The sequence below is a fragment of the Bacillus sp. TH30 genome (assembly GCF_016650875.1).
Lineage (GTDB): Bacteria > Bacillota > Bacilli > Bacillales > Bacillaceae_G > Bacillus_A > Bacillus_A mycoides.
Map to the genome: position 1 here is coordinate 2,784,473 of NZ_JAEKEY010000002.1, position 22,532 is coordinate 2,807,004.

Here is a 22,532-nt window from a genome sequence, read left to right on the forward strand (position 1 = left end):
CTCAAAACAGAAAAAATGAAATTCTAATTACACAATTAGAAAATCATGGTAATATATATAATGTTAATTTTGTATATTACTATGTAATTAAAAGGAGAGAATTTGTTTGTCAGATTTACAATCGAAGTTTGGTAATGGCATGAATAAGTTGCAAGAGGGAATTGAGCAAGGCAAGATGAAGTTGCAAGTAGCACAGGAAATGGCGCAATTAAAGAAGATTACACAAGAGAAGTTACAAGAGAAAACTGAAATTTTACTTGAACTTGGTCAAACGGTATATATGCAACTTCGTGATGATGAAGTTCGAGTAGATTTGTTGAAAGCTATTGTAGCACCAGTGCAAGAGCTTGATGTTGCTATTTATAACACGCGCAGACAAATTTCTAATTTACAGAGACAAGAACAAAAAGGACAGTGTAGTTGCGGTGGTCCATTATCATTAAATGATAAATTTTGCGGGCAGTGCGGTAAAGAAAATGAGTTACTCCTTCAATCAAAAAATATTGAAAAAGAAGCATGTTCTTCATGTGGTGAACAAATTGCAACGGAAGCTACATTCTGTCCAGCATGTGGTATGAAGCAAAGTAAGGAGTGAGGAACATGTATTGTAAAATTTGCGGTTTAGAACAGCCTGAGGCAGTAAACTATTGTACACATGACGGCTCAAGTACGGATAGTATAGATAGCCATGTTATGTTAGTCCCGCAATCTTCGAAGTATTGCCGAACATGTGGACAGGAAAGTAAAGAATATGCTACATATTGTGAGAAATGCGGTGATTCTTTATTAGGAGTCGCCCAAAAAGAATCGAACATGAAATTACCAAATGCAGGAGCGCAATTACATGTAAATGCATCAGGAAGTATGCTGAAAAAAGGATTATTCGGTGGTGCTTTTGCAATTGTATGTATGTTCATTGCAGGCTTCATTGGCAGTTTAATAATAGATTCTGCTATAAATGATGTAGTGGAGACAGCGGTTAGAAATACGGATGGTATGTTGAATATGAATACCATTAATCAATCATTTATTGGTATAGCACCATTAATTTTAATGTGTCATTTAATAGGTATTGAAATTAGCGGGAGCGGGGCATACACGATGTCATTCCTTCTTCATATCCCATTATTCATCTTGGTAACTATTCCGGCACTTATATTAGGTGGAAGTGGATTTTTTGTTGAAAGAAAAAAACCTTCAATTAGTTGGCGAGAGAAGTTCATGACATCATGTGTAATTGGCATGATATACGGTATTTTCTTATGTATTGTAAGCTTTATGGCAAGTTCTTCTACATCTATTTCTTATTTCTATCAAACGATGACTATTGATGTTGTATATTCTCATGTTGTTAGTTTATTGTTTGGTATTATATTTGGCCTATTATTCAGCTTTATTGGTATGAGTATTGAAGCAGGACCGCATCGTATGCTTTCTTCTACTAGTCAGTTTGTCCCGTATGTAACGTCTATTTATTATAGTATAGTGACTGTTTTGAAAGGACTACTTATTACATTTGGTATTATACTTATTACGATTTTATTTAGTAGTTCAAAATCAATGGGTCCAATTGATTTTCCAGAGAAGGCGTATAAAGTATTACTTTCTTTAGAAGCAACACCTTTCATGTGGAATATGGCCCACCTTTCTCCAACTGAAATTGAGTGGGGAAATATGGAGAGAGAAATGCATAGATATTCAGTCGAAAAAGGGCCACTGCATGTATCGTATATGTCAGGCATATCAATACAGGGTACGTCTTTAAAAGACCTGGAAATCGCTAATGGTGCTAGTGCTGATCGTATAAAAGATATTGATGATTTTAATTCGTATTTACATTGGTGGGGATTATTAATTCTTCTACCATGTATTCTACTAGTTAGGGCTGGAATGAAATTGGCTCAATATCGTATGCGAAATATGTACGTAACTATAGCAGTGTTTAGTGCTGTTTATACAGTGATGATGCTTTGTGTAAATGGATTAGCAAAAATTCATATTACAGCTTCAGGAAGTAAGGAAATTATGAAGGAGTTCGCTGGAATTTCTGGACCGATATTATCTATTCAAAGTAACACGCTATATTTAATAGTAGGTAGTTTTCTTATTTCTTACGTATTAACATTCGCGGGTATGAAATTAGCAAAAAAATAAGGGGGAGAAATACTTGAAGTTTTGTGGAACATGCAATAAACAAGTTGCGGATCATTTGAACTTTTGTCCTGATTGCGGAAGTAAAGTAGAAGAAATTGCTGATCAAACAGCTTCTTCTCACTCAGAAATGCGTAGAGAAACAAAGTCAGTGAAAAGTAAGAAGAACATGTTTTTACTTATAGGTTTTGTCATTGTTTTTGCTATTTTGTTTGGCGCATATAAATTCGGTGCGAGCAAATTTTCGAAGGAAAAGCAAGTAAATGCAATGATTGAAGCATTCCAAAATAAAGATGTGAATGTAATCGATGAGATTTTGAAAGTAGACGATCCAACCTTAAAGGTTAAGACAGAAGATATTAAGGCGTATATCCGTTATTTAAAAGAGAATCCTTCTTATAATAAAGAACTGTTATCATATTTGCAAAGAGAGACAGTAGATCAAAAGTTAGCAAGTGATAAAGCATCTTTTAAAGATGGGAAAATTATAGAAGACGGGAAAGAATGGTTCTTGTATCCGAAGTATAAGTTCAGCATGAAGTCGTATTACATGAATGTTAGCACAACTGCAAAGAATGCTGAAATATATGTGAATGATAAAAAAGAAACAGAGCTTTCTAGTGACAAAACTTCGAAAGAATTAGGTCCATACTTCCCGGGTGCTTATGTTGTAAAGGCAAAGGCGAAGACGGAACTTGCTGAATTAGAGACAGAAAAAGAAGTGGATTTAGCAGATGAAAAGAATGGGACAGTAGAAGTGAATTTATCACTTGAAGGAAATTATGTAACCATTTCGTCTGATGAAAACGATGCAACTGTATTTGTTAATGGCAAGAAACGCGGAAAGTTAAATTACGGAAGTTATAAACTTGGTCCTGTACCGACGGATGAAACGGTAGAAGTACATTTGGAGAAAAACGCTGAATTTGGTGTGATGAAATCTGAAAGTATTAAAGTTGGAGATCAAAGTACATATTACTTAAAGTTCCCAAAAGAAGCTTCTAGTTCAGCGGTTGGAGATTTTGTACAAAATCATATTTATAATAACGTGCGTGCAATTGCATTAAACGATTTTAGTTTAATTGAAAATGATTATGATAAGAGCGGGAAATCGTATAAGGAAGACCGTGATTACTTACAATATCTACACAAAAAAGGAATTACAGAAGATTTATTGACAATGAATATTCGCAATGTAGAACGTCAAGGTGCAACGAAATATAAAGTAACGACATATGAAGAATATCATATTCGTTACGGTGACGGCTCTGTAAAATTCAAGAGCTTTAATAATGACCATATCGTTACTGTTAATGGAAATGGAAAGATATTGTACCATTCTCTTGGAGCGAATAATACGCTGAAATCAGAGGAAGTATCTGGTCCGACTCATTAATATAAGAAAGAGGCTGTTCAATTTTGAACAGCCTCTTTCTTGAGGTAGCTTGCCGTTATTGTCAATCTTTGACGGTAAATCGATATTCCATGTTGAACCGTTGATATAATTTTCTCTACTCGTGTTCATGAAGGGGAAGTAAAAAGGATATCACCTAGTTGGAAAATCCTACTAGGTGATATCCTTTTTTGCAATTAGAAGCGGGCTTCCTTTAATATCGCTTCTACATATGGATCATTTAATATTTGCTTTATGAGCGGTAGCATTTCTTGCTCGAATGGAATATCAATAGGGAATGGCTTTTGAGAGCCTGGTTTTATTCCGTATTGTACGAGTTTGTAATGTGTATTTTCTTCAGACTTGAGCACAATTAATTTATAGCGATTGTCATCGTTTGTTAGTGAGAAGTCAATTGCGATTGCATCATATGTTACATCATCTTTATATATGTACGGCTTTGGTGTACCGACCCAGTCTACCTTAGCTTGTAAATTCATGGACGTCACCTCCTTATATGTATTATATAAAAAATAAAAGCCAGCTCTCAATAAAGAGAACCGGCTGTAATTTAGCAGTCATTGGTTATTTTAAAATTTTCACTTTAACAGTTTTGCGTCCCCATTTTTGAGCAGCGCTATCTGATCCAAGTAGGATGTCGATACGGTTACCTTTAATTGCACCGCCAGTATCTCCAGCGATCGCTTCTCCGTAACCTTCTACCCATACTTTAGATCCTAATGGGATTACTTTCGGGTCAACAGCGATCATTTTCATGTTTGGGTTCGCTGTTAAGTCATGACCCATTGCAGTTAATACACGGCCGCCGTATGTGCCACCGTTTTCACTTGGGTGAGCTGTATATGCCGTAGCTACAACTGTTAACTCACGACCACCAGAAGGTGTGCTAGTCTCAGCAGCTTTCACAGCAGGCTTAGCAGCTGGTTTTGCTTGTGCTGCAGGTGCTTGAGCTTTAGCTGGTGCTACAGTTTTAGCAGGAGCAGGTTGTTCTTGTTTCTCGATAACAGGTGCTGTACCTGTTAAGAAAGGAACGTGAACATAAGCCGTTTTCCCGTTATATTCAAATTGTAACCACTCATTTTGTACTTGGTTCGTTGTTTCGATCATATCGTCTTTCTTAAGCGTTCCAAGAATTTCTGAGTTTGTGTTCGCTTCAGCACGTACATTTAATACGTTAGCTGTTACATAGTAAGAGTTCTTTGTAAACTCTGCACTTACGAATGCGTCTTTACCATCTAATTTGATTTGTGACCATCCGTTTTCTGTATTTAGAACATCTAATTTATGACCATTCTGTAATTTACCGACAACTTTTGATTCAGTAGTAGGGTTTTCTCGTACGTTTAGTACGTCTGTTGTTACAACAGTTTCTGCATTAGCAGATGCGGTGAAAATCCCAAGACCAAAAACTGCTGCTGTTGCTATTCCAATTAATTTTTTCATGATAGCCTCCATTGCGTTTGTTTTCGTGTCCTCATTATAGCAACAGATTTTTTCGGATTTTGGGAAAACACACAATTACAAACCATTCGTAATAAGTCGTTAACACTTTGTAATATAGCTAGAATGAGAGGAAAGCGTTTTTCATTCCATATAATTAGTAGGTTTCTAGTTATATTCAAAATATTTAATACAACATATTTTTTTCGGTGCAAATAAAAATATTGCAGGAGTATTACATAATGATTACTATACAGTTACGTTCCTTGAGTATTTTACCGTTTTATGGGTAATATAGTTATATAAACATAAACATCTCGTTTGTGAAGTTATAAACACGCGCTATATACTAGCAAAAAACCGCATAATTGTTACAAGAAGAAAGGGTTGTAAAGAATAAATCTGCCCTTTTTTAAAACTGTAACACATCCTTTTTTGGGAAAATCTCTTCCCATCCGCATTTTTCTCACACAATTTGACAGTAGTATTCCAATCTTGTAGCTCTTGCAGAGTGGAAAGGTTGTACGGAAGGTAAGGCTGTCCATAAGAACTCTAATTGGTGAAGGCAAACTTGAGAGAGCCGAAAGAAAATCACCACAAAAAACTATGGTTTTCTATCCGATTTAACATATCGGAATTTATGATTTTTACAAGAAATGAAACATACGAAGGGGGATTTGATGAGGAAACTGACGAAAACATTTATTGTCTCATTAACATTATGTATTGCATTTACACTTTGGGGGATTATTCCCGAATCTATTATTGGAAAAGGTAGCTTAGGAAATGTAACGACTGTAATTCAAGCTGCGTTAGTTAGTAAGTTTGGATGGTTCTATATTATTTCCGTTTCTATTTTCTTAGGAATTGCTATTTTCTTAATTGTTTCTAAGTACGGTTCGATTCGTTTAGGTAAAGATGATGATGAACCTGATTATAGTTATATGACATGGTTTGCTATGTTATTTAGTGCCGGTATGGGAATCGGTTTGGTTTTCTGGGGTGTCGCAGAACCGATGAACCATTTATACACACCTCCGTTTGGAGAGAGTGCGACTGAAGAGAGTGCACGCCTTGCACTTCGTTTCTCATTTTTCCATTGGGGATTACATCCGTGGGGATTATATGCACTTGTAGCATTATGTATTGCGTATTTTACATTTAGAAAAGGAAGAGCAAGTACAATTAGTGCGGCGGTCGGTCCGCTATTTAAAGGCGGTGAACATGGCCGTATTGCCCATATGTTTGATGTTCTAGCTGTATTTGCGACAGTATTTGGTGTGGCGACATCATTAGGACTTGGGGCAAAGCAAATTGCGGGTGGTGTTAGTTATTTAACATCCATTCCAAACTCATTATCGACACAGCTAGTAATCATCGGAATTGTAACTGTTCTTTATATGCTATCTGCGCAAACGGGACTCGATAAAGGAATTAAATATTTAAGTAATGCGAATATTATTTTAGCGTTTGCACTTATGATAATTGTATTATTTGCAGGTCCAACAAACTTTATTATGAATTATTTCACTTCAACAATCGGTTCATACATTCAAGAATTGCCAAGTATGAGTTTCCGTTTAAGTCCATTAAATGAAGGCGGAAATCAATGGATTCAGTCATGGACAATTTTCTACTGGGCATGGTGGATTGCATGGTCACCATTCGTAGGTACGTTTATTGCTCGTGTGTCACGCGGGCGTACAATTCGTGAATTTGTTGTTGGTGTGTTACTCGTACCAACAGTAATTGGTGCGCTTTGGTTCTCTGTTTTCGGAGGAACAGGTATTCACATGGAGCTATTTGATGGTGCAAATATATATGGACAAATTAAAGAAATGGGCACAGAAGTAGGATTGTTTGCTATGTTAGACCAAATGGGTAGTATGGGACCGGCTTTATGTGTGTTAGCCATTTTACTTATTTCAACATTCTTTATTACATCGGCAGACTCTGCTACGTTTGTTCTAGCGATGTTAACGACACATGGTAGCTTAAACCCACCAAATCGTATTAAAATGGTTTGGGGTATTGTTCTAGCTGCGTTAGCTTCGATCTTATTGTATGTCGGAGGATTAGAGGCGCTGCAAACTGCGTCGATTATTGCGGCCTTCCCGTTCGTATTTGTTATTTTCTTTATGATTGCAGCACTATTTAAAGAGTTGCAAAAAGAAGGGCGTATGAAACAACATTAATAATAGTAGAAAAAATTCTGTATATATAAATAGTATTAGGACTGTCGAATGTAGGCAGTCCTTTTTCACTGTTCTATACTATTGTAGGAAAAGCATTACTTTGTTGCGGAATACTATAGATATCGGAAATTTAAAAAGAAAAATCGATATAGTTCGACAATATCCGATATTTTACACATTATATTCATATTTTTGACAAAAATATGTCGGAAATGTGTTGTTACTTTTATGTATATGTGCTATATTATTTCCTGTAAGCGATTTCAAATAGTTTTAAAGCGCATTCAAGGGGGACAACTAGAATAATGAAACGTTACGAAAGAAAGTGGAAGCATATTTGTTTGAAACGTGTGGCACATCGAAATGCCCAAGAAAGCACGGAACCAAAGACTGAAACTCGTAAAGAGCATCAAGAGAAGCAATTGGTTCTACAAAAATAGCAATCACTTTTTCGTATATAAATGAAGGTCGATCGTTCGTTGGGGGATGGACGTGAAATAACTTTCAGCTAAGGGGTATTGTCTGATATATATAGTATTACGGTAAAAAATAAGCACAGAGCATACGGCGCTCTGTGCTTATTTTTTAATGAAATCTATTTTTCTTTTTTAAATCGTACTGTTTTATCCCAACCAATTACTTGTTTCTTGCTCTTTGCACGTAAGTAAAGAATGAGACTGCGAATAAACAAATACGTAAAGAGCTGTGCGTACGTAAAGTACATAATGACGCTTATGAAAATATTGGTCGGTGTAAAGGTTCGTTCGACGCTCTGAGCACTAAATAATTGAGAAACATATGTAATATATGCGACATACCACATAAATAGTAATGGAATGCTATATTGAATTTGGAATATGCCGAGCAGTCCAATTATAAACCAAACGTTTGAAATGATTAGGAATAGCCAAAATACGACATACACTAAAACTTGTTGTAAGGAATGGACGAGAAGTTTCCCTTTAAAAAAGCTTAATGAAGAAAACATTTTTTCTAAAATGTATAAGTTTCCTTGAAGCCAACGTGTCCGCTGTTTTATAAGAATTTTTAAATGTTCAGGTTCTTGTTCCCATGTAATCGATTCCGGGACGATTGGTAAGAGATAGCCCTTTTGGGTAATTCTTAATGTTAATTCAGCATCCTCTGCAATTGCATAAGGATCATAGCCGCCAAGTTCTTCTAATGCGGAACGACGAAGAAGCATGTTTGTTCCGGTTAGTGAACCTGTTTGGAATAATAGCCAGCGTCCAGATTGCATAAGGAGCTGGAAAATCTGAAATTCTAATGAAATCATTCGTGTAAGCCAGTTTCTTTTCTCATTTACTGTACGAACGTGTCCAACTGCTCCAACGGCATCCTTTGTTGTTTCAGCATGTTCTACGAGCATTCGCAGTGCATGTGGTTCAGGTTGATTATCTGCATCGTAAACACAGAAATATTCACCATCCGAAATGCTAAGGCCGTAGTTTAATACACGCGATTTTCCTTTCGGTTCGCCAGGTGGTACACGAATGTGATGAATATGAGCATAAGCTTTGTCGAAATCATCTCCAATTTCAGGTGTTTCATCTTGAGAGTTATCGTTTAATAAATAAACGTTTAGTTTGCCTGGGTATTCAATCTTTGCCATTGCTTCTAATGTATCTTTAATAACAACCCCTTCATTATGGGCAGGTATTAAAATATCTACACTTGGATAATGTTCTAGCGTACGATCTTTTCGTTTACTATTTCGATGAATTAAGCCCGCAATTGTTAAGAAAGAGTAATAAACGAGTAAAGCAGAGAATAGAAAGGCGGTAAAAATCAATACATATTTAATTGAAAATGTGATGCTGATCCAGAAAACGAGTACGCAGAACAGAAGGAATAAAAGGAGTATAACGAGTGTCATCATAATAATGTCGGTCCTTTGTTTCCAATTTGCTCTCGTGAAATTTTCATGTCTTGGATTGCCTCATTAGCAAGCCATTGCTCCATTTTTGGCTTTAGGCGGTTCATTACAATATCAGCACCGGCTTCATTTGTGTTTTGTAGTAAAATAACCAGTGTATTGCTGTCGTATTCAGCAGCAAGGTCAAAGTCATTCCTTACCGTTTCAACTAATAATGAAGCTACACGATCCATGACACTTTCCTTCGTATATTTACTAAAGGAAGTGAAATCAAAGAAAATGATAATGCCTGTTTCATTACGACGATTCATCGCAGTTGTTAATAAAGCTTGTCGTCTTTCGAATTCTTGTCTTGTTAATAATTTTGATTCTCCAATGTATTGCTCAAGCACTCTCACTCGTTCAGTTAACTCTTTATTTTTAAGGATAACCTTTTTTAATAAATGGGTTGAAATATAAACAATGAAGAAGTTAGCTGCCATCAGGAAGTGGGTAATAATATATTCCCATTGATCTGATGTACTCCATAAGTGAAGCCACGCTTGATAAAATAAATAGAATACTGAAATGATTGTTCCCAGTATGAAGAAAATAAATGCTGTTTTATCAGGTAAAAATAGGAATAGTACATTTATGATGACATATATAATTGTAAAAATGAGCGCGTGCTCATATTTCGTCACATGTACAGTAGTAAAATAAAATAAAATTTGTAAAATCCACATAGAGAGGACTTTATAGGACTTATCTTTCACGAAACGTTCCTCCTTAAAGCTAATTCGTGCTGGATATTTGTAGTATGCACAATTATTAAGAAATGGACCATGTAGCTGGAAGTCTTTTTTTAGCGAGCGACATCAGGTAGTATCCCTCTTGTACAAGAAAAAATAAACAGACATACTAATTATTGTAACATAGCGTCTATACATCTATACATAAAGTATTTAATATATATGAAAATTATATTTATGTTATATGAAAAAGCCTCCTCTTTAAAATGAAGTGACCCCCGAAAGTTAGACAGGTCGTTTCATTAGGCAGCCTCTAGGGTATGAGCCCGGTATTGTACCGGGCTCATACCCTTTAATTTTGCCTTAATTCTTTTATGATTATAGTATTCTATATACTTTGCTAATTCTTGTTTGAAATGTGTTATACTTTCAAATTCTTTTCGATACAGAAATTCTGATTTCATGATACCAAAGAAATTTTCAATAACGGCATTGTCATAACAGTTTCCTTTGCGAGACATACTTTGAGTAATGCCACAGTTCTTAAGAGAATGACGGTATTGTTTCATTTGATAGTGCCAACCTTGATCAGAATGAATGAGGAGTTTATCCAGATCTGTTATACGTTCAAAAGCTTGATCTAACATCGTTGAAACAAGGGAATAGGTCGGTCTTGAACCAATTGTATAGGTAATAATTTCACTATTAAACAAATCCAACATTGGTGATAAGTATAACTTCTCCCCAAATAACTTAAACTCCGTAATATCTGTAACCCACTTTTCATTTGGTTTTACAGCTTGGAAGTTGCGATTTAAAATATTTGGCGCAATTTTCCCAACTGTCCCTTTGTAAGAGCGATATTTTTTCATACGAACAAGACATTTTAACCCTAATTCTTTCATAAGGCGATACACTTTTTTATGATTTACTTTGTGTCCACGATTCATAAGTTCATCACGAATACGACGATACCCATAACACCCATCGTGTTCATTATAAATAGCTTGAATCAGTTCTTTTACTTCTGCATTTGGATCAGGACGATTGAACTGTTTCATCCAGTAATAGTACGTACTACGTGGAATGTTTGCGAGTTGAAGTAACTCCTTGACAGGAAATTCATGCCTTAACTCATAGATTACTTGCGCTTTGTCTTGTTTGGTGATTTTTCCTTGTTTTGAACTAAGGCATTCAACTTTTTTAAATATGCATTTTCCATCCGTAAACGCTCATTTTCGGCTTGTAGTGCTTCTATTGAACCTTCTACTACTGGTTTTATTTTTTTATCTTTCATGGTTGGACGCCCCTTTTTCTTTGATTGTAGGGCATCCAATCCTCCTGTTTCATAGGCTATTTTCCATTTCCGAAGTGTTTCATAAGACGGAATATTGAAAAGCGCCGCTGTTTCTCTGATAGATGTCCCGTGTTCATTCATATAATAAAGTACATCTAGTTTATACTGAGCTGGGTATAATGTATAGCACTTGTCAAAGGCCCTTTCACCTGAAGATTCATATCGTCTAATCCACTCACGAATTAAAACAGGAGTAACTCCTATAGATTTAGCAATTGTTTTTCCACTCTCTGAACCATCTAAATATCGTTTCACTGCTTGGATTTTTTCTTTTGAAGAAAATTTAGCCATAAAAAATGCACCTCCAATTGTTAGACCGTGTCTAACAATTGGGGTGCACTTCAAAAGAGGAGACTTTACATGAGTTTATAGGAACATCATACCTGCGACTGCTGCGTTTAAGAAGTTCGCTAGTGTACCAGCGATAACTGCTTTAATCCCTAATTGTGCAATTTGTTTACGGCGAGTAGGAGCTAACGTTCCTGTTACACCTAATTGAATTGCGATAGAAGAGAAGTTTGCAAAACCACAGATTGCGAATGTTAAAATCATATTTGTTTTTGCAGAGAACTCTGCCATGTGTGGTCCTAAGTTTGCGTATGCAACGAATTCGTTGATTGCAAGTTTTTGACCGATAAAGCTTGCTGCTTGGATAGCTTCACCTGGAGAAACCCCGATTAAGATTGCAAATGGTGATAATAAGTAACCGAAGATTAAATCAAGGCTAAGTTTAATATCGAACCAAGAACCAACCCATCCTAATAAGCCATTTAATAAAGCGATTAATGCAATGAAGGCCATTAGCATTGCAGCTACGTTAATAACAAGTTGTATACCTTCAGATGCACCGCGTGCAGCTGCATCGATAACGTTTGCGTCTTCACGCTCTGTTGAAAGTTGAACATTATTATCTACTTTTTCTGTTTCTGGCATAATTAGTTTTGCAATTAATAAACTTGATGGAGCTGCCATAATTGCAGCTGCTAATAAATGTTCTAATGGAATTCCCATTGCTGCATATCCGACAAGAACTGATCCGGCAACAGCTGTCATACCACTTACCATAATAGTGAAGAATTCACTGTTAGTTAAACGTGCTAAGTATGGTTTAATTAAAATTGGTGCTTCTGTTTGTCCTAAAAATACAGTTGTTACTGCATTTAAGCTTTCTGCCTTAGAAGTTCCAAGAAGTTTACTTAATGCACCACCAACGATACTAACAAATTTCTGCATAATACCTAAGTAATATAAGATTGCAACTAATGAACTAATAAATACAATTGGAAGTAGTGCTTGAATAACGAAAACAAATCCCCAAGGGCCTTTTGCGTTGACTAAATCCCCAGCAACGAACCTAATTCCCTCGTAAGAAAAATTAATTAATCCTTGAACGCCGTCAGCAGCAACTTTTAAGCCTGCTTTTCCAGCATCCCATCGCAATACGATAAATGAAAATGTCATTTGTAATGCTAGCGCGATTAAAATTGTGCGCCAATTAATAGCTTTGCGGTTAGAAGATAGTAAGAAAGCAATTGCTAATACTCCAATCACGCCGCCAATTCCCCATAAAACATTCATGCAGTGTATGCTCCTTCCTCATAGTAAAAAAGTGTATAAACCAGTTGTCTATACTTTTGCGAATATAACATCTTAAGTAACTTATCATAATGGACATCGGAGGTCAAACGTCTAACGAAAAGTTTAAATAAAAAGAAAATTCTTTGAAAAAACACATATAAAATGAATAGACATGAAATAGGTTATGTTTTTTGTTGAAATATATTCATTATGATAACGTTTTGGGCAATTTCAATAGAATATAGTGTATGAAATAGGAGAATGAACGCATAATTTTTTCGTAGAGAGAATGAAAGGGGATTACTATGTTGAGTCTTTTAAAAAGAGCCTTCTAGTAAACTAGAAGGCTCTGAAACTATAACTTAAGGTGCTTTCGTATACCCTAAGAAATGGCTTTTCCAATAAGAGTTGTTTAATGAAGCGATTGCTACACCTTTATCTCCGGATTGGATGAATGATCCCCCGCCAAGGTAGATACCCATGTGAGAAGGACCTGCTTTATAAGTATCTTTGAAATAAATTAAGTCTCCAGGTTGTGGACTTGAAGTTTGTGGTAAGCTGCTCCAATATCCAGCAACACTTTGGCGGCTAATGTTATGACCAAATTTCTTAAATACGTGGTAGATGTAACCACTGCAGTCAACACCATTAGCAGAAGTACCGCCCCAAACGTATGGTACGCCTTGCATAGATTTCGCGTATGCAAGTAGAGAAGAACTGTCACCGCTATTATTAGTATTATTGTTGTTATTATTTTGATTGTTATTTTGGTTGTCGTTAGGCTTATTATCTACTGCGCCACCAACTGGTGTTTTAGATAGGAAACGTGTTCCGATGTAACCAGTTTGACCGTTGTAGTTAATTTTGCTCCATCCAGAGTTTTCAGAGATTACTTGAACCTTCTGTCCTTGTGGAAGTGCGCCTATGATTCTATAATTTGTACCTTCGCCGCTACGTACATTTAGTGCAGAAGCATTAATGTAGTAGTCGCCAATTGCACCTTGATCAGGTTGTTTTGGCTGTTCAGGCTGTTTCGGTTGTTCAGGAGTAGCTGTGCCACCTTTAACGAATTTTACAAATTCGCTACTAACATAGCCTGTTTTTCCTTGGTAGTTTACTTTAAACCAGCCGTTTTCAGATCCAACTACGTTTAATGTTGTACCATTTAACACGCCGCCAATTACACTATGGTAAGCTGCAGGGCCTGTACGAACACGTAGAGATGTTGCGTTAACAACGTAAGTACCACCAGTTTGAACAGTTCCATTATTATTTTGCTCTTGGTTGTTACCTTGAGTGACGTTTTCGTTAGAACCGCCTTTTGTTACGTAGTCCTTGCTTAAGTAAGCAGTTTGTCCCGCGTAATTGATTTTGAACCAATCTTGAACTTCGCCTACAACTTGTACTACTTGTCCTTGTTTAACAGAACCTACAGTTGGATGAGAAGTGCTAGGACCTGTACGAACGCGAAGGGAAGATACATTTACTGTATAGTTTCCACTTGCTGGTTGAACAGTTGCTTCATTGTTACTATTGTTGTTATTGCTTGTAGAGCCAGTATTTGAAGAAGCGCCTGATACAAATTGGCTACTAACATAACCAGTTTGTCCGTTATGGTTGATTTTCACCCAACCATTTTCTTCTCCAATTACGTTTAAAGTTTGTCCTTCATATACACGTCCTGAAACAGAACTAGAAGTGTTAGGAGCTGTACGTACACGTAATACATCAGCAGTAACTTTATTGTTTCCACCTGTGCTTACATTGTTATTCGTTGCTCCGTTTTTTGATACAAACTCGCCACTAACAAAACCAGTTTGTCCATTAACGTTAATTTTGAACCAACCATTTTCTTCTCCAATTACGTTTAATGATTGACCATTATAAACGCGAGAGATGACGTCGTGAGAAGTACTTGATCCTGCACGAACGTGTAGTACGCTAGCATTCACCGTATATGATGAATTGTTTGATGCGGAAGCTTGGACAGTTTGTGTAGCAGCTTTTTGTGTATTTTGTTCAGGGGCAGCTTGAACGCTATCAAGTGTAGGGGCTGCTCCTCCTGCTACAGACACTGCCGCAAGACCGGCAAGGTATTTTTTCATAATTTGTCGATTCCTTTCTGTCTGTAATGTAGTGAAGAAATATTTACCAACTGTTAAAAATTCTAAAGAGCATGTCGATTACTGTCAAGACTTATGTGGTAATCTGAATATGAAAAAAAGGTTACAAAAAAAAATCAAGGTATAAATCTGCACCTTGATTTCCATTTAAATACATATATTTGATGTGGAAAATGAGAAGATTATTCGTATTTAGGAAGATGTGCTGTTGGATTTTAAAAGGCTTTGAGAAAATGACCTTTGTAGTAATTTGGTGATAGGGCCAACTTGACCATCTTGAATCGCAGTTCCATCGAGATGGGTCATCGGTAAAATTTCAATAGTCGTTCCCGTAAAGAAGCATTCATCTGCTTGATAAACATCGCGAACGCTGAAAAGCTCTTCCTTTACAGGAAGTTGAAGAGTGTTAGCTAAAGAAAGGACGTACTGACGAATAATGCCGTTTAAAATAAGGTGATTGGCTGGATGCGTATACAGTGTTCCGTTTTTTATAAGAAAGAAGTTAGAGTGGCTACCTTCAGTTACAATACCATTTCGTACGAGAAGTGCTTCTTTACAACCTTTGCGTTCAGCTTTCGTATAAGCTAATACATTTGGTAATAAATTTAGCGATTTAATATCACAGCGGAGCCAGCGTGTATCAGGTTCTGATATAGCACGTACACCGTATTCAATCCATAAAGATGGTCTTTCTTTTTTTGAAATATAAGCATAGATTGTCGGAGATATGTCATATGAAAATGCATGTGCTCGAGCTTGTACACCACGAGATACTTGTAAGTAAATTGTTCCGTCTTCGTGGAAATTATTGTTTTCAATTAATTTGTAGAGTAAGATGATGAGTTCGGCTTTTGAGAAAGGAAGTGATAATTCTATTTCTTCAAGGGATCGATATAATCTTGTTAAATGTGGGTCTAATAAGTGAAAGTTTCCGTTATAAAGGCGAATAACTTCATAGACGCCATCACCAAATTGTAAACCTCTTTCTTCAAGTTCTATGTACGCGCGATGTTTTGTTGTATCAATAACTGCATCATTCCATAGTACAAATCTTTCGTATGCCAATTTTCGTCCCATCCTTTCGTTAGTACATGAATAAAAATCACTATAGTAATTTTTATGTAAGCAATTCTCTACATATGACGTATATGTATTTGTAAATCATAGAGAAGTAGTGGTGATTTATAGCATTTTGTATATACAAATTCGAAAATGAGAAATAAGAATCCTGCTTTTTGAAATAAAAAAAGCAACATTCGTATGGAATGTTGCACAAGGAGGGTAGCTATCTTTCATAGGGACATCGTCTTTAAAGGTTTCATTTATGCAAACAAAACACTTGGAAAGACAATTATAAAAAAGTTGAAAACAAATGATGCGCATATTTCTCTAAGGGATCTTATTAAAGATGAGAGATAAGAAATATGTGGAACCTCGTTTACATATTTTATTATAAAGATGTTTCGTTAATGTGGTGTAAATATTAGGTGAAGGTTATGTAATTTTAAAGTTAATGAATAGGAGAGGAAGGATAGCAGAAAATAAAAAAAGAGGCTGAGATTACTCAGCGCTCTTCTTTTCTTCTTTAATAGCTGTCTTTACTTCACCAGTTTTGATCTTGTTACTTTCAGAGAAGCGAAGTAAGTCGCCTTCAATAATTTTGTCTGACATATTTAGCTCGTTTTGTGCACGATCAATAAGTGGTTGAGCTTCTTCTTTCGGTAACTGCAGAACTTCACCAGTGTGGCGATCGTAGAATGTACTGTTCGTGTACATGTACTTATCTGTAACGAAGCTACCGTCACGAAGAACAACGAATCCTTTATTTTCTGGTGAGAATACATCATGACCGAATTGAATTTGATTCGTAGAATCTACACCAAGTAAGTTTAGAATTGTTGGCTTAATGTCAATTTCACCAGTTGGTTTTGAAATTGTTTTACCTTCTTTTTGACCTGGAACGTGAATAAACATCGGTGTTTTTTGTAAGTTCATATGGTCAAATGTAGTGATTTCTTCTTTTCCTAAGAACTGTGCCATTGCACGGTTATGGTTTTCAGAAATACCATAGTGATCACCGTAGAATACGATAACTGAGTTGTCGTAAATACCCTCTGCTTTTAGACGCTCAATAAAGTGTTTCATTGCTTCGTCTAAATAGCGAGCAGTTACCATGTAACGGTCAAATACGCCATCACCAGAATTGTATTCATCGATTAATTTCGTACTGTCATCATAAGTGAATGGGTAATGGTTTGTTAAAGTAAGGAAGCGAGTATAGAACGGTTGCTTCACTTGTTTTAACATATCGATAGATTGATCGAAGTATTCGATATCTTTTAATCCCCAATTTAATTTTGTTTCTGGCGTAATTTTGTAGTCAAGCTCGTTGTAGTAACGATCATAACCAAGTGCCGGATACATAATGTTACGGTTCCAGAACGTTGCGTTATTCGCGTGGAATACTGATGTGTGATATCCTTGCTGACGCAAAATTTCTGGAGTTGCTGTATATTCGTTATTACCGTGTGTGAAGAATACGGCACCACGGTCTAGTGGATACATTGAAGTATCTACTAAGAATTCAGCATCAGACGTTTTACCTTGCCCAGTTTGATGGAAGAAGTTATCGAAGTAATAACTTTCTTTCGCAAATTGGTTTAGGAATGGTGTAACTTCTTGTCCGTTAACTTGCGCACCAATTAAGAATGTTTGTAATGATTCAAGAGAGACAACAATTACGTTTTTCCCTTTTGCAGTACCAAACATATTTGGATCTGGTTTACTTTGTGTTGTTTTCACGTAGTTTTCTGTTTCTTGTAATTTACTACCATCAGCAAACGCTTTTTGTGAACTTGATTTTGCTTGTAAGCCAAGATCGTATGCTTGGTGTACATATAATCCTAAGTTTTTAACAAGCATAACGCGGTCGAATGAACGTGTTAATAGTTCTGGACGCTCAGCTTCTGCAAATCCTAGGTTTACGCAGAAAATGGCAACCGTTGACACGAAGTATAGGGAACGCATCGGACGCGCTACACGTTCTGTCGGTGCAAAATCTTTCTTCTTCTTCAATAGAACGAAGAATACGATAATATCCGCAAATGCAAGGATGATTTTGTAGTTAAATAATTCTTTCACACTAGAGCCTAAACTTCCGAAATTAGACGTTTGTCCTAGTACTGGTAAAGTAACGAAGTCATTGTAGAATCCGTAGAACATTACGTTACCAACAAGAATGAACGTTAAGATAAAGTTAATTCCTAGTGCTATATAGTTACGTTTTTTCCCTTTTGCAAATAATGCAAGACCCACAAACAGTAATGATGCTGCTAATGGACTAATGAATAAAATGAATTCTTGCATGAAAGATTCAAGTTTTAAATCGAAGCTAGTGCGTGTAATGATGTAGGATTTTAGCCATACGGCCAAAGCTACGAATAAAGTAAAACGCACATTTTGAAATTGTGATTTCATGGTTTCTTTCATTCATTTCCACCCTTTCTCTATCAGGCTTGGTCGATTTTGGAGCGAAAAATGTTAAAATAAAAAATACATAGTTTTATTGGCCATAATTAGAGTTTCTATATTCACCCATATACGACTTTAACTATGCATACCCTTTTTGGTTTCTTGTGCTGCTCATAAGCATAACGTCATTTCTGTATTATACAACAAAATTCATTTCTGAGAAACACTATAACATTTTACATTTTTTGTATGTGATTTGTCACTACCAGAGAAAACTTTAACATTCGTTTATATGCCCGTCAACTAGAAAATATAACAAAAATAGAAAAGAATGTTAAGTGGAATTGAAAGTTTTTTGGTTGAGAAATATGGAATAGAAATCTTTAAGTGGTTGTCTAGAAAACTATTATATGAAGGAAAATATGAAAAAATTAACGAACACTTGTTCTTTTTGGTTTTGTTTGTTACAATGAAATTTCATTGATAGATTATGTGTAATTTTGATGAACTTTTACTGATAACATAACATATTGTAGCTTATTTCTTTTGAAAATAGGGAGGCTTTTGAATGAAACAAAAATTTTCAGTTGAAGCGTTTTGGAAGAAAATAAAACATGTTGCGAAGCAGGCAGGGCAGTCGGTAATCTATGCGAGTTTATTGTTGTTTTACGTGTTGCAAAGACCGGATGTTCCAAAACGAGTGAAAATTATTGTAATCGGAGCACTTGCTTATTTCATTGCACCGATTGATGCCATTCCAGATTTCATTGCTGGAGTCGGTTATACGGATGATTTAGGTGCGTTAATGGCCGCACTATTACAAGCATCGATATACGTAAATGAAGATGTGAAAGATAAGGCACGAGTGAAGTTGGCAGAATGGTTTGGTTCGGATATAGACACATCATTTATCGATCAAAAATTAGATCAATAGGTGAGAACTGTCATAGGATGACAGGGCGAACGTAAGCGAGGAAGTGCATTATGCCATCAGGAAGAACGCATACGAAAATAAACTTAATATCCCTTCCGGTTGTTTTGTTTATGCTCTTTTCGTATGGATTAACAAGTTTTGATTTTTTATTAACTTTTGCAATTGGCTTTTTAGTAGGTACTTCATTTTTAACACCGGATTTAGATACGTACAGTAATGCGTATAATAAATGGGGATTCCTCCGTATTTTTTGGTATCCATATAGGAGCGTAATGCCCCATCGTTCCTTCTTCACACATACGATTATAATTGGTGATATTATTCGTATTGCATACATGTTAATTGTGTTTTCTCCGTTTTTATTCCTATTAAATATAATCGCATTCGGTGGAAATTTAATAGAAATTGCGAAGGAACACGAGGTTGAAATTGTAACGTTTGTAATGGGGATTGTTGTGGCGAGTACGCTCCACATTATAGCGGATAAAGCGAATACGCGCCGCAAGAAAATGATGAGAAAAAAGAAGAAACGCAGAAGATAAAAAAACCGTCCCAAAAGGTATTTTGGGACGGTTTTTTCTTATTAATAGGTAGGTTATTCTTTTCGTATTTTGTAGTTAAGTCGATATTCCTTGTCGAATCGCCGATAAAATTTCATTTACGATCATGCGACATTAATTTTTGGACAGTTCCTTTTTAATCAAACGTTTGTTTAAAACTAAGCTTTCAGTATCTTAATACCTTTCACGATATTCCAAATGAAGTAGTATAAGCTAATGATTCCGCAAATGCATAAGACGATGATTGCTCCAATTCCAAGTGTTACGTCTGGTTGATCAGATCCGATGCCCATAATTCCTAAAATAACTAATCCAATAAATGTTGCGATACTTGGAATAATGTGTGTCCATAGAGCACGTTTCGCATGTGGTTTCGTTTCAGAATCGCCCACAATCCACACGATAATAGGGAATAAGATAGGTGCAAATAATACACTAAAGTATGATAAAGCTGCTAATATTTTGTTTCCGTTCATATATATCACCTCATAAGTAATGTCCGTTGTTATACTTTTAGTATGCGATAAATTTGGCAACCTTCCTATCGATTAACATTACAAAAACGTGACGCTTTTGTAAGATTTCTTTTTCAAATGATGAAATTTTCGAAAAAATCTTTTTAAATGAAAATTGTTGTGATAAAATTATTGAAAACGTTTTCTTGAACGTTTTGTATTTTTTAGACTTAAAGGTATGATGACCTGGTAGTCTATTGATAAGGTTATATCTTATTTAAAAGGGGATTCTTTAGGGGGAGAGAACAATGAACACATGGACACAAGTTTACGATCCGTTCGGTAACATTTGGATTTCGGCAGCAGTCGCACTTATTCCAATCATATTTTTTTTCTTAGCTTTAGCGGTTTTCCGCATGAAGGGGTATGTGGCAGGATTTATTACAGTTGTATTAACGATTTTGGTGGCGTTATTTGCGTATAAAATGCCATTCACAATGGCAATGGCAGCGACCGGATACGGTTTCTTATACGGATTATGGCCAATTGCGTGGATTATCATTATGTCAGTATTTTTATATAAAATTTCTGTGAAAACAGGTCAATTTGATGTCATTCGTGCATCTGTATTATCCATTACGAATGACCATCGTTTACTCGTTATTTTAATTGGATTTTCATTTGGAGCATTTTTGGAAGGGGCAGCAGGATTTGGTGCACCAGTAGCGATTACGGCAGCGCTTCTGGCAGGCCTTGGGCTAAATCCTTTATACGCAGCAGGTCTTTGTTTAATCGCAAATACTGCACCAGTAGCGTTCGGAGCGATGGGGATTCCGATTACAGTTGCTGGACAAGTAACAGGCATTGATCCGCATAAAATTGGACAAATGGCTGGGCATCAATTACCGTTCTTATCTTTATTTGTTCCGTTCTTTATCGTATTTTTAATGGATGGCTTTAAAGGAGTAAAACAAACGTGGCCTGCTTTATTTGTAGCGGGTAGTTCATTTGCAATTACACAGTTTATTACAGCGACGTTTTTAGGACCAGAACTTCCGGATATTACGTCAGCGCTTGTAAGTTTAGTAAGTTTATCGCTATTCTTAAAAGTTTGGCAGCCGAAAGAAGTTTATCAAACTAAGCAAGCGAATAGTGAAGTAGCCGCGGCGACGACGGCGACATCTATGCCGAAACTAACGGTAGGAAAAGTAGTAAAAGCGTGGTCTCCGTTCATTATTTTGACTGTGATGGTAGTCATCTGGAGCCAGAGTTTCTTTAAAGCGTTATTCGCTCCGGGCGGCGCTTTAGAAAGTCTCGTATTTAAATTTGAAGTTCCAGGCTTGCACAATTTAGTAATGAAAGCAGAGCCAATTGTAAATAAACCAACACCTTATGAAGCAATCTTGAAATTAGATATTTTATCAGCGACTGGAACAGCAATTTTAATTGCTTGTATCATTTCTATCTTTATTTTGAAAATGAGTGCAAAAGATGCAGTAGCAACATTTAAAGAAACGTTAAACGAACTAAAAATGCCAATTCTATCTATTGGATTCGTATTAGGATTCGCATTTATCGCAAACTATTCTGGTCTATCTTCTACATTAGCGTTAGCACTTGCAGGAACTGGCGGATTATTCCCGTTCTTCTCACCATTCTTAGGATGGATTGGCGTATTCTTAACAGGATCAGATACGTCAGCGAACGCACTGTTCTCGAATTTACAAGCAATTACAGCGCAGCAAGTCGGTGTATCTGAAGTGCTTCTTGTTGCAGCAAATACAACGGGCGGTGTAACGGGTAAAATGATTTCTCCGCAATCAATTGCGATTGCTTGTGCGGCAGTTGGACTTGCTGGGAAAGAGTCAGATTTGTTCCGCTTTACATTGAAGCATAGTTTATTCTTCGTTACTATTGTTGGGATTATGACGTATGTGCAGGCTTACTATTTAACTTGGATGATTCCGTAAACAACAAAAGAAATAACCTTTGCATTTTTCAGATTAACGTGTATACTTGGAAAGTATTGAAAATTAAATCAGTGATAAACTAGGGGTGCCTAACGTATGCGTAGGCTGAGAGAGAAGCGTGTGAACTTCTTAACCCTTTGGACCTGATCTGGCTCGTACCAGCGTAGGGAAGTTAACGGCTTTACATAATGATGTCTTTATGAGCCAGGTCCTTATTCTTTTATGGACCTGGCTCTTTTTATTTTGGCATGCGCTGGCC

18 protein-coding genes and 1 riboswitch are annotated in these 22,532 nt (G+C 36.3%); of the genes, 8 read left to right on the forward strand and 10 right to left on the reverse strand.

Annotated features, from left to right (window positions below):
- The first annotated feature begins 106 nt into the window (after positions 1-106).
- The 3 genes from JFU20_RS16365 to JFU20_RS16375 are packed head-to-tail and all read left to right on the forward strand — an operon-like array spanning position 107 to position 3,547.
- Complete coding sequence (locus JFU20_RS16365; protein ID WP_002016260.1) at positions 107-595, forward strand: zinc ribbon domain-containing protein; 489 nt, start codon at positions 107-109, stop codon at positions 593-595.
- Positions 596-600: 5 nt separating this feature from the next.
- Positions 601-2,154 carry a zinc ribbon domain-containing protein gene (locus JFU20_RS16370; RefSeq protein WP_201038750.1) on the forward strand — a complete coding sequence of 518 codons (1,554 nt, stop codon included), beginning with the start codon at positions 601-603 and terminating at the stop codon, positions 2,152-2,154.
- A 13-nt stretch (positions 2,155-2,167) separates the two neighbouring features.
- Positions 2,168-3,547 (forward strand): zinc ribbon domain-containing protein, encoded by a 1,380-nt coding sequence (locus JFU20_RS16375; protein WP_201038751.1) that lies wholly within the window; start codon positions 2,168-2,170, stop codon positions 3,545-3,547.
- A gap of 194 nt (positions 3,548-3,741) precedes the next feature.
- On the opposite strand, the gene JFU20_RS16380 is transcribed toward JFU20_RS16375, so the two are convergent.
- Together JFU20_RS16380 and JFU20_RS16385 are read right to left on the reverse strand one after the other, a co-directional pair.
- On the reverse strand, positions 3,742-4,044 hold the full coding sequence (locus JFU20_RS16380; RefSeq protein ID WP_002016266.1) for a DUF3910 family protein: 303 nt from the start codon (positions 4,042-4,044) through the stop codon (positions 3,742-3,744).
- Between the two features lie 85 nt (positions 4,045-4,129).
- Positions 4,130-5,008: a cell wall-binding protein EntA gene (locus tag JFU20_RS16385; RefSeq protein ID WP_002167369.1), complete on the reverse strand. Its 879-nt coding sequence runs from the start codon at positions 5,006-5,008 to the stop codon at positions 4,130-4,132.
- Between the two features lie 677 nt (positions 5,009-5,685).
- Here JFU20_RS16385 and opuD point away from each other — a divergent pair.
- Positions 5,686-7,200: a glycine betaine transporter OpuD gene (opuD, locus tag JFU20_RS16390; protein WP_002166438.1), complete on the forward strand. Its 1,515-nt coding sequence runs from the start codon at positions 5,686-5,688 to the stop codon at positions 7,198-7,200.
- Between the two features lie 305 nt (positions 7,201-7,505).
- Positions 7,506-7,640, forward strand: a complete 135-nt coding sequence (locus JFU20_RS30445) for a hypothetical protein (RefSeq protein WP_002068447.1) — start codon at positions 7,506-7,508, stop codon at positions 7,638-7,640.
- Positions 7,641-7,795: 155 nt separating this feature from the next.
- On the opposite strand, the gene JFU20_RS16395 is transcribed toward JFU20_RS30445, so the two are convergent.
- The 7 genes from JFU20_RS16395 to JFU20_RS16425 all read right to left on the reverse strand — a co-directional run bounded on the left by JFU20_RS16395 (position 7,796) and on the right by JFU20_RS16425 (position 18,372).
- Positions 7,796-9,097 carry a glycosyltransferase family 2 protein gene (locus tag JFU20_RS16395; protein WP_002166440.1) on the reverse strand — a complete coding sequence of 434 codons (1,302 nt, stop codon included), beginning with the start codon at positions 9,095-9,097 and terminating at the stop codon, positions 7,796-7,798.
- Positions 9,094-9,849, reverse strand: a complete 756-nt coding sequence (locus tag JFU20_RS16400) for a diguanylate cyclase domain-containing protein (protein ID WP_002166441.1) — start codon at positions 9,847-9,849, stop codon at positions 9,094-9,096. Before JFU20_RS16400 ends, JFU20_RS16395 begins: the two co-directional genes overlap by 4 nt.
- Positions 9,850-10,127: 278 nt before the next feature.
- Positions 10,128-11,473 (reverse strand): IS3 family transposase gene (locus JFU20_RS16405; protein WP_087947136.1). Its coding sequence is split into 2 segments (ribosomal slippage): positions 10,128-11,032 and positions 11,032-11,473, totalling 1,347 coding nucleotides; the frame shifts between segments, so codons are not numbered across the junction.
- Positions 11,474-11,548: 75 nt separating this feature from the next.
- On the reverse strand, positions 11,549-12,760 hold the full coding sequence (locus tag JFU20_RS16410) for a NupC/NupG family nucleoside CNT transporter (RefSeq protein ID WP_002016182.1): 1,212 nt from the start codon (positions 12,758-12,760) through the stop codon (positions 11,549-11,551).
- A 362-nt stretch (positions 12,761-13,122) separates the two neighbouring features.
- Positions 13,123-14,865 (reverse strand): C40 family peptidase, encoded by a 1,743-nt coding sequence (locus JFU20_RS16415; protein ID WP_002016183.1) that lies wholly within the window; start codon positions 14,863-14,865, stop codon positions 13,123-13,125.
- Between the two features lie 210 nt (positions 14,866-15,075).
- Positions 15,076-15,960: a D-amino-acid transaminase gene (locus JFU20_RS16420; RefSeq protein ID WP_002016184.1), complete on the reverse strand. Its 885-nt coding sequence runs from the start codon at positions 15,958-15,960 to the stop codon at positions 15,076-15,078.
- A 483-nt stretch (positions 15,961-16,443) separates the two neighbouring features.
- A complete protein-coding gene (locus JFU20_RS16425; RefSeq protein ID WP_002129972.1) occupies positions 16,444-18,372 on the reverse strand; it encodes an LTA synthase family protein in 1,929 nt (642 codons plus the stop codon).
- A gap of 550 nt (positions 18,373-18,922) precedes the next feature.
- On the opposite strand from JFU20_RS16425, the gene JFU20_RS16430 reads away from it, so the two are divergent.
- Positions 18,923-19,288 carry a YkvA family protein gene (locus JFU20_RS16430; RefSeq protein WP_002016186.1) on the forward strand — a complete coding sequence of 122 codons (366 nt, stop codon included), beginning with the start codon at positions 18,923-18,925 and terminating at the stop codon, positions 19,286-19,288.
- 50 nt (positions 19,289-19,338) lie between these two features.
- Complete coding sequence (locus JFU20_RS16435; protein WP_002089644.1) at positions 19,339-19,830, forward strand: metal-binding protein; 492 nt, start codon at positions 19,339-19,341, stop codon at positions 19,828-19,830.
- Between the two features lie 176 nt (positions 19,831-20,006).
- On the opposite strand, the gene JFU20_RS16440 is transcribed toward JFU20_RS16435, so the two are convergent.
- Positions 20,007-20,324, reverse strand: a complete 318-nt coding sequence (locus JFU20_RS16440) for a magnetosome magnetite crystal formation protein family (RefSeq protein ID WP_002089643.1) — start codon at positions 20,322-20,324, stop codon at positions 20,007-20,009.
- A 287-nt stretch (positions 20,325-20,611) separates the two neighbouring features.
- On the opposite strand from JFU20_RS16440, the gene lldP reads away from it, so the two are divergent.
- The gene (lldP, locus tag JFU20_RS16445; protein ID WP_201038752.1) at positions 20,612-22,273 is read left to right on the forward strand and encodes an L-lactate permease; all 1,662 of its coding nucleotides are present in this window, start codon (positions 20,612-20,614) and stop codon (positions 22,271-22,273) included.
- 71 nt (positions 22,274-22,344) lie between these two features.
- A riboswitch (TPP riboswitch) is annotated at positions 22,345-22,460 on the forward strand.
- Positions 22,461-22,532 lie beyond the last annotated feature (72 nt).

Excerpts from the sequence above, each read along its gene's own strand:
- JFU20_RS16395 (WP_002166440.1), bottom strand. The coding sequence starts at position 9,097 with ATGATGACACTCGTTATACTCCTTTTATTCCTTCTGTTCTGCGTACTC.
- JFU20_RS16430 (WP_002016186.1), top strand. The coding sequence starts at position 18,923 with ATGAAACAAAAATTTTCAGTTGAAGCGTTTTGGAAGAAAATAAAACAT.
- lldP (WP_201038752.1), top strand. The coding sequence starts at position 20,612 with ATGAACACATGGACACAAGTTTACGATCCGTTCGGTAACATTTGGATT.
- JFU20_RS16380 (WP_002016266.1), bottom strand. The coding sequence starts at position 4,044 with ATGAATTTACAAGCTAAGGTAGACTGGGTCGGTACACCAAAGCCGTAC.
- JFU20_RS16435 (WP_002089644.1), top strand. The coding sequence starts at position 19,339 with ATGCCATCAGGAAGAACGCATACGAAAATAAACTTAATATCCCTTCCG.
- JFU20_RS16370 (WP_201038750.1), top strand. The coding sequence starts at position 601 with ATGTATTGTAAAATTTGCGGTTTAGAACAGCCTGAGGCAGTAAACTAT.
- JFU20_RS16440 (WP_002089643.1), bottom strand. The coding sequence starts at position 20,324 with ATGAACGGAAACAAAATATTAGCAGCTTTATCATACTTTAGTGTATTA.
- JFU20_RS16425 (WP_002129972.1), bottom strand. The coding sequence starts at position 18,372 with ATGAAAGAAACCATGAAATCACAATTTCAAAATGTGCGTTTTACTTTA.
- JFU20_RS16420 (WP_002016184.1), bottom strand. The coding sequence starts at position 15,960 with ATGGGACGAAAATTGGCATACGAAAGATTTGTACTATGGAATGATGCA.
- opuD (WP_002166438.1), top strand. The coding sequence starts at position 5,686 with ATGAGGAAACTGACGAAAACATTTATTGTCTCATTAACATTATGTATT.
- JFU20_RS16385 (WP_002167369.1), bottom strand. The coding sequence starts at position 5,008 with ATGAAAAAATTAATTGGAATAGCAACAGCAGCAGTTTTTGGTCTTGGG.
- JFU20_RS16415 (WP_002016183.1), bottom strand. The coding sequence starts at position 14,865 with ATGAAAAAATACCTTGCCGGTCTTGCGGCAGTGTCTGTAGCAGGAGGA.
- JFU20_RS30445 (WP_002068447.1), top strand. The coding sequence starts at position 7,506 with ATGAAACGTTACGAAAGAAAGTGGAAGCATATTTGTTTGAAACGTGTG.
- JFU20_RS16410 (WP_002016182.1), bottom strand. The coding sequence starts at position 12,760 with ATGAATGTTTTATGGGGAATTGGCGGCGTGATTGGAGTATTAGCAATT.